The organism is Methylobacterium sp. Leaf111, from assembly GCF_001423285.1.
Lineage (GTDB): Bacteria > Pseudomonadota > Alphaproteobacteria > Rhizobiales > Beijerinckiaceae > Methylobacterium.
In genome coordinates this window covers 19,588-31,345 of the sequence record NZ_LMNE01000024.1, presented here as the reverse complement: position 1 = coordinate 31,345, position 11,758 = coordinate 19,588, and the positions used below count along the sequence as shown (strand labels likewise).

Annotated in this window: 9 protein-coding genes; 4 read left to right on the top strand and 5 right to left on the bottom strand. The window is 69.2% G+C overall.

Features of this window, described 5'->3' with window-relative positions; translation table 11 throughout:
- Positions 1-180 precede the first annotated feature (180 nt).
- Together gltA and gltX are read right to left on the bottom strand one after the other, a co-directional pair.
- Positions 181-1,470, bottom strand: a complete 1,290-nt coding sequence (gene gltA / locus ASF41_RS14500; protein ID WP_056215808.1) for a citrate synthase — start codon at positions 1,468-1,470, stop codon at positions 181-183.
- Positions 1,471-1,719: 249 nt separating this feature from the next.
- The gene (gene gltX, locus ASF41_RS14495) at positions 1,720-3,141 is read right to left on the bottom strand and encodes a glutamate--tRNA ligase (RefSeq protein WP_056494293.1); all 1,422 of its coding nucleotides are present in this window, start codon (positions 3,139-3,141) and stop codon (positions 1,720-1,722) included.
- Positions 3,142-3,307: 166 nt separating this feature from the next.
- On the opposite strand from gltX, the gene ASF41_RS14490 reads away from it, so the two are divergent.
- Positions 3,308-5,593, top strand: a complete 2,286-nt coding sequence (locus ASF41_RS14490) for a ComEC/Rec2 family competence protein (protein ID WP_082504440.1) — start codon at positions 3,308-3,310, stop codon at positions 5,591-5,593.
- On the opposite strand, the gene lexA is transcribed toward ASF41_RS14490, so the two are convergent.
- Together lexA and ASF41_RS14480 are read right to left on the bottom strand one after the other, a co-directional pair.
- A complete protein-coding gene (gene lexA, locus ASF41_RS14485) occupies positions 5,587-6,345 on the bottom strand; it encodes a transcriptional repressor LexA (RefSeq protein WP_056494290.1) in 759 nt (252 codons plus the stop codon). The two genes, ASF41_RS14490 and lexA, sit on opposite strands and share 7 nt — an antisense overlap.
- Before the next feature lie 362 nt (positions 6,346-6,707).
- Positions 6,708-7,493: a DUF937 domain-containing protein gene (locus ASF41_RS14480; RefSeq protein ID WP_056494286.1), complete on the bottom strand. Its 786-nt coding sequence runs from the start codon at positions 7,491-7,493 to the stop codon at positions 6,708-6,710.
- Between the two features lie 163 nt (positions 7,494-7,656).
- On the opposite strand from ASF41_RS14480, the gene sfsA reads away from it, so the two are divergent.
- On the top strand, positions 7,657-8,364 hold the full coding sequence (gene sfsA, locus ASF41_RS14475; protein WP_056494282.1) for a DNA/RNA nuclease SfsA: 708 nt from the start codon (positions 7,657-7,659) through the stop codon (positions 8,362-8,364).
- Between the two features lie 32 nt (positions 8,365-8,396).
- Here the strand turns inward: sfsA and ASF41_RS14470 are convergent, their stop codons facing one another.
- Complete coding sequence (locus tag ASF41_RS14470; protein ID WP_056215801.1) at positions 8,397-9,227, bottom strand: FkbM family methyltransferase; 831 nt, start codon at positions 9,225-9,227, stop codon at positions 8,397-8,399.
- Between the two features lie 345 nt (positions 9,228-9,572).
- Between ASF41_RS14470 and ASF41_RS14465 the strand changes: the two genes are divergently transcribed.
- Together ASF41_RS14465 and ASF41_RS14460 are read left to right on the top strand one after the other, a co-directional pair.
- Positions 9,573-10,835 (top strand): outer membrane beta-barrel protein, encoded by a 1,263-nt coding sequence (locus tag ASF41_RS14465; RefSeq protein WP_056215943.1) that lies wholly within the window; start codon positions 9,573-9,575, stop codon positions 10,833-10,835.
- A 151-nt stretch (positions 10,836-10,986) separates the two neighbouring features.
- Positions 10,987-11,751 (top strand): alpha/beta fold hydrolase, encoded by a 765-nt coding sequence (locus tag ASF41_RS14460; RefSeq protein WP_056494279.1) that lies wholly within the window; start codon positions 10,987-10,989, stop codon positions 11,749-11,751.
- The last annotated feature ends 7 nt before the right edge of the window (positions 11,752-11,758 follow it).

Here is an 11,758-nt window from a genome sequence, read left to right as displayed (position 1 = left end):
CGTCAGGTCAAACCGCGCCATCCTCGGTCCTCCATATGGAAAACCAACGACGCACCGACCAAACCGTGCCACCCGTTATGGGTTCACGACCTAGGGCGGTCCGGGTCGCGGATCGGCGGCGACGGCACCGATCCGAAGACGCATTCCGCGCCGGAGGGTGTCCGGCGCGGGGGGCCTGGATCAGGCGCGCTGATCGATCGGGGTGTATTCCCGCTTGTCGGGACCGATGTAGAGCTGCCGCGGCCGGCCGATCTTCTGCGAGGGATCCTCGATCATCTCGGCCCACTGGGCGATCCAGCCGGTGGTGCGGGCCAGGGCGAACAGCACCGTGAACATCGAGGTCGGGAAGCCCATCGCCTTGAGGGTAATGCCCGAGTAGAAATCGATGTTCGGATAGAGCTTCTTCTCGATGAAGTAGTCGTCCTTCAGGGCAATCTGCTCCAGCTGCACGGCGACTTCGAGCAGCGGATCGTCCTTGATCCCGAGCTGACCCAGCACCTCGTGGGTGGTCTTCTGCATGATGCGCGCGCGCGGATCGTAGTTCTTGTAGACGCGGTGGCCGAAGCCCATCAGGCGGAAGGGATCGTTCTTGTCCTTGGCCTTGGCCACGTACTTGGCCACGTTCTCCGGATGCCCAATCTCCTCGAGCATCTTCAGGGCCGCCTCGTTGGCGCCCCCGTGGGCGGGTCCCCACAGGCAGGCGATGCCGGCCGCGATGCAGGCGAAGGGATTGGCCCCCGAGGAGCCCGCGAGACGCACGGTCGAGGTCGAGGCGTTCTGCTCGTGATCGGCGTGGAGGATGAAGATCCGGTCGAGCGCGCGCGCGAAGATCGGATTGACCTTGAACTCCTCGCACGGAACCGCGAAGCACATCCGCAGGAAGTTCGAGGTGTAGTCGAGATCGTTCTTCGGATAAACGAAGGGCTGTCCGATCGAATATTTGTAGGCCATCGCCGCCAGGGTGGGCATCTTGGCGATCATCCGCATCGACGCGACCATGCGCTGCTGGTCGTCCGAGATGTCGGTGGAGTCGTGATAGAAGGCCGAGAGGGCACCGACGCAGGCGACCATGATCGCCATCGGGTGCGCGTCGCGGCGGAACCCCTGGAAGAAGCGGTTCATCTGGTCATGCACCATGGTGTGGCGCGTGATCCGGTAGTCGAAATCCGCCTTCTGGGCCGGGGTCGGCAGCTCGCCGAACAGCATGAGGTAGCAGGTTTCGAGGAAGTCGCCGTGCTCGGCGATCTGTTCGATGGGATAGCCACGATAGAGGAGAATGCCCGCATCGCCGTCAATGTAGGTGATCTTCGACTCGCAGGAGGCGGTGGAGGTGAAGCCGGGATCGAAGGTGAACTTGCCCGTCTTCGCGTAGAGCTTGCCGATATCGATCACGTCCGGCCCGATGGTGCCGGTCTTGATCGGAAGTTCGACGTGGTTGTCGCCCACGGTGATCGTGCTGGAGGCGCTCATGGAGACCTGGACCCTTTCGTGGCAACGGGGCGGCGTCGGCCCGCGTGGCGATGCAATCGACCACCCGGGTCCGGGGTGCAAATGCGGCGCATGCTGCACTTGCTCACACGAGCATGGGGGTAGCGGATCGGCGGACCGTCATCAACCGACGGCCCGGCTCACCTCGACGTCGAAGCGAAATCCGGGCCGATTTGTCATTCTTCCACTCGGAGCACTCGGACGAACCGGTATTTTGCTGCAGTGCGATGGTCAGCCGGTCTGGTCGCGGAGCCGGCCGAGACACTCCTCCCGGCCGAGCACGGCCATGACGTCGAAGACCGGCGGCGAGGTGGCGCGGCCGGTGAGCGCCGCCCGGAGGGGCTGCGCGATCTGGCCGAGCTTCAAGCCGTTCGCCTCCGCAAACTGCCGGACCGCGCCCTCGGTGGCGGCGGCGGTCCAATCGGGCAACCCCTCGAGGGCCGGCAGGAGGGCGGCCAGGCGATTCCGGGCCTCGTCGCCGAGCAGACCCTTGGCCTTCTCGTCGGGCACGAGGGGCCGGGCCGCGGTGAGGTAGTAGGCGCTGTCCAGGAGTTCGACGAGGGTCTTGGCCCGCTCCTTCAGGCCCGGCATCGCGGCGGTGAGCGTCTCCCGCAGAGCCGGACTCATGGGCACCGCGATCCCCCGTGCCGGGCCGAGCGCCGGCAGCACCTCGTCGATCGCCGCGACGAGGTCCGCATCGGCCGCGCCACGGATGTAGAGGCCGTTGAGGTTTTCCAGCTTGGCGAAGTCGAAGCGCGCGGGCGACCGCCCGATGGCCTTGAGGTCGAAGGCGGCGATCATCTCCTCGGTGGAGAAGACCTCCTGGTCACCGTGGCTCCAGCCGAGGCGCACGAGGTAGTTGCGCAGGGCGCTCGGCAGGTAGCCGAGGTCGCGGTAGGCATCGACGCCGAGGGCCCCGTGCCGCTTTGACAGCTTGGCGCCGTCCGCGCCGTGGATCAGCGGGATATGCGCCATGGCGGGGGCCTCCCAGCCGAGGGCATCGGAGATCTGGCGCTGGCGCGCCGCATTGGTCAGGTGGTCGTCGCCGCGGATGACCTGGGTGACGCCCATGTCGTGATCGTCCACCACGACGGCGAGCATGTAGGTCGGGTTGCCGTCCGAACGCAGCAGGACGAGGTCGTCGAGATCCTTGTTCTGCCAGACGACCCGGCCCTGCACGCCGTCCTCGACCACGGTCTCGCCGTCGGTCGGGGCGCGCAGGCGAATCACCGGCTTGACGCCGGCGGGCGCCTCGGACGGGTCGCGGTCGCGCCAGCGGCCGTCGTAGCGCAGGGGCCGCCCCTCTGCGCGGGCCGCCTCGCGCATCGCCGTCAGTTCGTCGGGCGTCGCGTAGCAGCGATAGGCGTGGCCGGAGGCCAGCAGGCTCTCGGCGGCTTCGCGGTGACGGGCGGCGCGGGCGTATTGGTAGATGACGTCCCCGTCCCAATCGAGCCCGAGCCAGCGCATGCCGTCCAGGATCGCGTCGATGGCGCCCTGCGTCGAGCGTTCGCGATCGGTGTCCTCGATGCGCAGCAGCATGCGGCCGCCGAAGCGGCGGGCATAGAGCCAGTTGAACAGGGCCGTGCGAGCCCCGCCGATGTGAAGGTAGCCCGTGGGCGAGGGCGCGAAACGCGTGACGACGGCTGACGACATCAATCTGGACTTGAATGGCTCGTGATTCGGGCGGGAAGCGGATCGACCGGCCCGGAACCGCGCGTGTAGCATGCGCGCGGGCACGCGTTAAGGAATCGTCCTGTTCCCAGGATCGCAGGGCGCATCGCCGGCTCCCGGTCACGGGCGCAACCCGGGAGGTCTCGCAATGGCGCAGGCGCGTGCGGCGGCGGCGATGGGGCGCATCACGCGCCACCTCGCCGCGCGTCGCCCGGGCGCCGGGCCGATCCGCGACTGGTTCCGGGCGGGATGGACCCGCGAGATCGAGCAGCGCCGTCTTTTCGCCTGGCTCGCCGTCGCGTTCGGATGCGGCATCCTCGCGTTCTTCCTCGGTACGCAGGGGACGCCGTCGCTCCTGGCGCCGCTCGCGGCCGCCGCCTTGCTCGCCGCGACGACGCCCCTCCTCGTGGCGCGCCCGTTCGGCCTGGCCCTGGTGCTCGCCGCCGTCGCCGCCCTCCTGGGCTTCGCGGCGGCCGCCGCGCGGGTCCGCTCGGTCGACGGGCCGATCCTCGCCCGCACCACGATCGGTCCGCTGGTGGGCACCATCGAAGGGCTGGACGAGCGGGAGGAGGGGGCGCGCCTGATCCTCCGCGTCGAGAGCTTCGGCACCCTCGGCGCCGAGGTCCGCCCGGTCCGGGTGCGGGTCTCCTACCGCAAGGCGAATACCCTGAAGCCGGGCGACCGCATCGCCGCGACCGCGCGCCTGCTTCCGCCGCCGGAAGCCGCCCGCCCCGGAGGCTACGACTTCGCCCGGGATGCCTTCTTCCGTGAGATCGGCGCGGTGGGCTCCCTCGTCGGCAAGGTCGACCTGCGGCCGCCGGCCGAGAGCGCGGACTGGCAGATCCGTCTCGCGGCCGCCGTCGACGCGGCCCGCAACGCCCTGACGCGCCGCATCACCGACGCCAACGGCGGACAGGCCGGGGCGGTGGCGGCGGCCCTGGTGACGGGCAAGCGCGGCCTGATCAGCCCCGAGACCAACGACATCCTGCGCGCCGCCGGCATCTACCACGTCGTCTCGATCTCGGGCCTTCACATGGTCCTGGCGGCCGGCGTGGTGTTCTGGCTCGTGCGGGCGCTCCTGGCCCTCGTTCCGTTCGCGGCGCTGCACTGGCCGATCAAGAAGATCGCCGCTGCCGTCGCCATGGTGAGCGTGACGGCCTACTGCGTCTTCTCCGGCTGGGACATCGCAGCCGAGCGCTCGCTGATCATGACCCTCGTGATGCTCGGCGCGATCCTGGTCGACCGCCCGGCGCTCAGCATGCGAAACCTGGCCCTCGCCGCCCTGATCGCCCTGGCCCGCGAGCCGGACGGCCTCCTCGGCCCGAGCTTCCAGATGTCGTTCGCGGCGGTGGCCGGCCTGATCGCCTGCGCGCCGCTGATCGCCGGACGCGGGCGGCAGCGCGACGGTGCCGGCCTGCTCCCCCGGATCTTCGCCCTGGCGTCCGCGGCGGTCCTGGGCACCCTGGCCACGACGCTCGTGGCCCAGATCGCCACCGCGCCCTTCGCCACCTACCACTTCCAGACGGTGCAGCCCTTCGGGCTGGTGGGCAATGCGCTCACCCTGCCGCTGGTCTCCCTGGCGGTGATGCCGTCAGCGGTTCTGGGCATCCTCGCCTATCCGTTCGCGCTGGATCAGCCGGTCTGGTGGGCCATGGGCCTGGCGGTGCGGGGGATGCTGACCATCTCGACCTGGATCGCGGGCTTCGGCAACGCCGTCGTCGTGGTCCCGGCCTTCGGCACGGGGGCCCTCGGCCTCCTGGCCGCTGCCCTGATCGTCCTGACGCTCCCGGCCTCGTCGCTGCGCTGGCTCGGCCTCATTCCGGCAGCGATCGGCATCGCCTGTGCGGCTGCCCCGGATCGCTACGACATCTACGTCGATCGGGAGGGGGCGGGCGCCGCCATCCGCCAGCGCAACGGGCGGCTCGCCACCCTTGGCCGGCCGCCCCCCTTCGTGCTCGCGCAATGGCTCAAGGCCGATGGAGACGACCGACGGGTGCAGGACGTAACGGGGTTCGAGGGCGCGCGCTGCGATCGCCTGGGCTGTACCCTGACCACACCCGACGGCCGCGTGCTCGCCCTGACCACCGACAAGGGTGCCCTCGGAGAGGACTGCGCCAGGGCCGACATCCTGATCACCCGGCAATCCGCGCCCGGGGGCTGCGCCGCATCGATCGTCATCGACCGGGATTTCCTGGAATCGCACGGTGCGACCGCGATTCACCTCACCCGCGATGGGCCGTCCCTCGCCTCCGCGAAGCATCCCGGGGATGTCGTGCCCTGGCGTGCGACGCCTCTGCGCAAGCCGGTGGACCCGCCGGGAACGTCCTTGCCATCTTCGACACCGCCGGCGTCGGTCTTACCGGAAATCCCCGATCGCACCCGCGATCCGTCGGATCCGTCCGGCGATGAACCGGACGGGGACCCCCTTCAGTAGCGGCGCACCAGACTGACGAGACGTCCCTGGATCTGCACCCGATCCGGCCCGAGGACCCGCGTCTCGTAGGCCGGATTCGCCGCTTCCAGGGCGATGGACGATCCACGCCGGCGCAGGCGCTTCAGGGTCGCCTCCTCGTCGTCGATGAGGGCCACGATGATGTCGCCCGTATTGGCGGTGTCCTGCTTGCGGATGACCACCAGGTCGCCGTCGAGGATCCCGGCATCGACCATCGAATCGCCGCGCACCTCCAGGGCGTAATGCTCGCCGCCGGCCAGGAAATCCGGCGACATCGTCACCGAATGGCTCTGTTCCTGGATGGCCGAGATGGGCGTACCGGCCGCGATCCGACCCATCACCGGGATGGTCACGGCCCGACCGCTCTCGTCGGTGGCCTGCGTGGTCGGCAGTCGGGACACCGATGCGCCGGCCGGCAAGCCCTTGCCCTTGCCCTTGCCGCCTTCGACCACGCTCGGCGTGAAGCGGCGAACCTCGGAGGCCGGAGCGGCGCGCGGGGCGCCCGCATTCCCCCCGAGGCTCTCCGGCATCCGGATCACCTCGATGGCCCGCGCCCTGTTGGGCAGCCGGCGCAGGAAGCCGCGCTCCTCCAGGGCCGTGATCAGGCGGTGAATGCCCGACTTCGACTTCAGGTCGAGGGCATCCTTCATCTCGTCGAACGACGGGGGAACGCCGCTCTCGCGCATCCGAAGCTGGATGAACTGGAGCAGGTCCAGCTGCTTACGCGTCAACATGCGGGACACTCTTCGTTAGCGCCACGGATCGCGGCGGGTGGCACTAGAAACAAACCACGAACACGTTAAACGTTCCGTAAGTGTTCTGCAAGGGTTCCCATCTCAAGCCTCTCGGGCCCGATCCGTTCGATCCCCTCGGCAAGGGCGGATCCGGGCGTCGCCCGAGCGCCACGCCGGCCTGCCGCTGCGGCCATCGCTGCGACCGAGTGGTGCCCCGATCCGACGAACGAGTTGGACGGCCGGCGTCTAGACCGGTCGGCAGGGCGCCCGGGCGCAGCGCCCTCGGGTCGATGGCCCGGCGACGATCGGTTCTCTGCCGTCCTCTGCCGGCGTCGCCGACGTCGCCGACGGCGGGTCTTCAGCTAGCGCTGCCCGGTGCGCCCTGCCTTGGGCCGGTCACCCGAACCGTTGCCGCCCGTCTCGGTGGGATTGCGGGGATCCTGCCAGAAGGTATCGAACAGGCGCTGCATCGCGCGGGCGTTCTCCTGCTGCACCTCCAGGCCCGTCTGGAACATCTGCTGCATCACGTCGAAGGGCGCTTCCGTGGCCGACCTGTCCGGCCCGGCGGACTCCGGCCGGGGCGAAGCCGCGAGCCACGTCGACGCCGCACGCGGCCGTGCCTGGGGCGAGGGCGTCGCGGGCTTCGGGGCCTTGGCGCCGGAGTTCAGGAACGCCTGCATCATCTCCGACCAGGCATTGGGCGGGAAGCCGAAGGGGTTCGCCTCGGCGCGCGGGACCGGCGCCGCGGCAGGCGCTTGGTTGATCATGACGTGGACGATCCCCGCCACCACCATGCCGGCCATGATCGGCAGCATCTGCTTCAAGGCCGGCATCGCCACGCCGCTGACGGCAGCGGCCTGCTGCAGAACGGCCTGACTCAGATGGGGCGAGCCGAAGAGTTGCTGGACCAGCATGTCCATCTGCGGCGTCGCGCTCGACGCCTTCGGCGCGGCGGGGCCGACGAGATTGAAGAGGTGGGCGAAGCCGGTCGGATCCTGGGCGACGTTCCGCTGCAGCCCCATCGTGAGGGCCGGAAGCAGGGCTTCCATCGCGCGCAGGCTCTGCTCCGGCGACAAACCGAACTGCCGTCCGAAACCCTGCGCGTTGGGGCCCGCCTGCGCCTGAAGGATGTCGAACAGATTGAACATGGCGGCCTCGCGGACGAACTGCGGCTTTCCCGGTCATCGACCCGGGCGCGCCGCGCGAATTCTGTCGCATCCGGTCGGTACTGACCAGCCCGGGCGCCTCACGACGGCCCGATTCCCCGTCGACGGGGGCCCGTATCAACCCGTTTCTTGCCCCGGACCCGCGATGCGCTTCCCTTCGCCCCTGATCGAGGCGCGCCTGGTGCGTCGCTACAACCGCTTTCTCGCCGACCTGCAGCTTGCCGACGGGTCCGTGATCACGGCCCATTGCCCCAACCCGGGGGCGATGCTGGGACTTGCGGTGCCGGGCGCGCGGGCCCTGTTGTCCGACGTCCGGAGCCCGACGCGCAAGCTCCCCTTTTCCTGGGAACTGGTGGAGGCGGATCTGCCCGGCGGCCGGCAATGGGTCGGCATCAACACGATGCGGCCGAACGCCCTGGTGGCGGAGGCCTTCGCCGCCGGCGGCCTGCCGTGCCTCGCCGGCTACACGGGCCTGCGCCCCGAAGTCCGCTACGCCCGGGCCAGCCGGGTCGACTTCCTCGCCACCGGGGAGGGGATGCCGCCCTGCCATGTCGAGGTGAAGAACTGTCACCTGATGCGCAGCCCCGGCCTCGCGGAATTTCCCGATTGCGTCGCCGCCCGCAGCGCCCGCCACATGACGGACCTCGCGGCCGTCGTCGAGGCCGGGGGCCGTGCCATGGTCATCATCGTGGTGCAGATGTGGGCGGATCGCTTCGATGCCGCGCGGGACCTCGATCCTGCCTTCGACCGGGCGCTTCAGGCCGCTCGGGCGGCCGGCGTCGCCGTCCACGCCCATCGCTGCCGCATCGACCCGGTCGGCATCGCCGTGGCCGACGCCATCCCGGTGCTGTAGGGCGCGCGTCCCAGAAGAACCGCGCGGGCCCGTCAGTCGGCCCGCTCGAAGATCAGGTTGAGGCGGGTGCGAGCGATCCGGCGATAGCCGTGCTGCTCGAGCAAGGCGGGCAGGTCGATCTGCCACTGGTCGGTGCCGTTCTCGACGATGAGCAGCCGCGGGTGGAGGCTCGCGGGGGCGGCCCGCAGGAAGGGTTCGAGGATCAGGTCCTCGGCGCCCTCGACGTCGAGCTTCATGGCGTCGATGCGCGCGATGCCCTCGCCGAGGGCGAGATCGAGCAGGGGCACGGCCGGCACACGAATCTGCGCGCCCTCGTTCGTCCCGACGATCTTCAGGCTCGATTCCCCCCGGTTGCGGGGATCCACGAACAGGGTGAGTTCCCCCGCCTTGTCGGCGACCGCGCAGGCCACCGCCTTGACCGTTCCAAACGGATTCTGAGCGATGTTGTAGGTCAGGCGGTCGAACACGTCCGGCTGCGGCTCGACGGCCAGGATCCGGGCGCGCGGCCCCGCGAAGGCCGCCACGAACAGCGCGTAGGCACCGATATTCGCGCCGATATCCAGGAAGGTGCAGCCGGGCTGAAGCTTCGCCCGGAGAAGTGCGCGCTCCTCCGGATCGAAGAACTGCGGCGTGAAGAGCACCTTCTTCTCGCAGTTGTTGTTGTAGGGGTAGAGCCGCATGCGGGCGCCGTAGCGTTCGACGTCCAGAGGGGCGCCGCGCAGCAGCCCGATCGCCACGCGGCGCAGGAACAGGGCGAGGCGTCGCCCGGCCCAGCTCGCGTAGGAGATCCGGCCCGTCTGCCGAGCGATGCGCGCGACGAGGCCTGTGGGAGCGTAAGTGCCGTAGGGCTGCGTGTCTTTCATCGTGCGTGCTGATGCCAGCGCACGGACGCGGCGGCAAGCGACGCCGCCGCGGGAGGATGGAAAGGTCCCGGACATTCCGGGCCGATCAGCCCGCAGCGCCCCCTCCGGGCGAATGCGGTCGGCCGCAGATCAGACCTGACCGTCGCGCCACTTCGGAAGCAGAGGACAATCGTCGAGACCGAATCTGGTGCTCAGACCTGTTCCATTGCGGCAACACCACGAACGAAACCCAGTTCGAGCGGCCTCAATTGCCCGAAAAATAGGCGTCTGCACAAAGGATAGCTTTGCCGTAAACGGGAACCTTTGAGAACGTCGCCGTAACGCAGATCCTCCCGCAGAGTTCCCATCGCCATGCAGCGCTCGCTTCTCGCCCTTTCCGCCGTCCTGCTGTCCTCGGTCTGCGCCTTCGCGGCCGACATGCCGGCGAAGGTGCTGGCGGTCCCTGCCCCGCCCGCGCCGTGCAAGGCCGAGATCACCTTCCCGGCCTATGGCGGCGTCATCAAGCAGAACCCGAACCCGTCCTGCCTGACACTCGGCGCCTTCGGCGACGTCTATGTCGGCGGTGCGGTCACCGGCTACTTCTACACCCAGCCCAACCAGTACACGTTCTCGCCCGCTCCGCTGCCGAGTGACCGGGCCGGCCGCGTGGACGTCTCGAACCTGATGGGCTTCATCCAGAAGGCCGACGGCCCGTTCCAGTTCTACGCCGCCTTCGGCGCCTACTCGATCCCCGGCCTCGGCCTGCCGATCTACGGCACCTTCGACCAGACGGACCTGCTGTATTCCCCGGCGCCGATCGTGTTCGGAAAGTACGTGATCAACGACAACTGGTCGATCCAGGGCGGTCGGATGCCGACCCTGATCGGCTCCGAGCTGCCGTTCACCTTCCAGAACCTGAACATCTCCCGCGGCCTCCTCTTCGGCCAGGAGAACGTGATCAACCAGGGTGTGCAGGTGAACTACTCGGATGGTCCGTGGGCGGCCTCGTTCGCCGCGACCGACGGCTTCTATTCCGGCGAGATCAACTGGGTCACGGGTGCGATCACCTACAAGATCGACCCCGCCAACACGGTGGGCATCAACGGCGGCACGCACTTCTCCAGCTACACCAATTTCGACTTCGCGGACCCGTTCGGTCGTCGCGGCCTTCGCTTCCAGTACGCCACGCCCGTCTCGCTGCAGAACAGCAGCATCATCAGTGCCAACTACACCTATGCGGACGGTCCCTGGATCGTGACGCCGTACGTCCAGTACACCAACGTGGAGCAGAACGCCGTCCTCGGCCTCGCCGGTGCCGAAACTATCGGCGGCGCCCTCCTCGCCAGCTACGCCTTCACGGACAACTTCGCCCTCGCGGGCCGCGTGGAGTACATCAGCCAGAGCGGCAATCGCAACAATCCGTTCGGTCAGACCTCGGTGCTCTACGGCGCCGGCAGCTCGGCCTTCTCCTTCACCGTGACCCCGACCTTCACCTTCGATCGCTACTTCGTCCGTGGCGAGTTCTCGACCGTGCAGCTCTACGACATCACGCCCGGCCTCGGCTTCGGCCGCAGCGGCCTGAAGACCTCGCAGGAGCGCTACATGCTGGAGACCGGCATCACCTTCTGATCCGATCGGACGATCCGGTTCGGCGAAACGCGGCGGCAGGGCAACCTGCCGCCGCTTTCATGTGCGCCCATGCGCCACCGGTGGGCTTCCGTCCGCGCGCCCGACGGTTCAAGGAGGCGGGACCATGCCCCGATCGATAAGGCCCGAGCCCATGCAGCGCTTCGATTCCGACGGTGTTTCCCTCGCCTACATCGACGTCCCCGCCGTCGGCGGGTCGGGCGACCCGGTCCTGCTGATCCACGGCTTCGCCTCGAACCATGCGGTGAACTGGGTCAACACGCTCTGGGTCCGGGCCCTGACCCAGGCCGGCTACCGCACCATCGCCCTCGACAACCGGGGGCACGGCGAGAGCCAGAAGCTCTACGATCCGGAGGTCTACGGCGCGGACCTCATGGCCCAGGACGCGCGCCGCCTCCTCGACCATCTCGGGATCCCCAAAGCCGATGTCATGGGCTACTCGATGGGCGCGCGCATCGCCGCGTTCCTGGCCCTCGATGCGCCGGAGCGCGTCCGTTCGCTGCTGCTCGGCGGTCTCGGCCTGCATCTGATCGAAGGCAAGGGCCTGCCGGACGGGATCGCCGAGGCCTTGGAGGCGGAGCCCGGCGCACCGGCCCCGAACCCGACGGCCGCCGCGTTCCGCACCTTCGCCGAGCAGACGAAGAGCGACCTGCGGGCCCTGGCCGCGTGTATGCGCGGCTCGCGCCAGACCCTGTCGCGCGCCGAAGTCGCCGAGATCTCGTCACCGACCCTGGTGACGACCGGCACCCTCGACACCGTCTCGGGCTCGGGTCCGGCGCTGGCGGCGCTGTTTCCGAACGGCACCGCCGTCGAACTTCCGAACCGCGACCACAGCACGGCCGTGGGCGACCGCGGTCACCGCACGGGCGTAATCGATTTCCTGGCCCAGCGGCCCTGAGAGGGCA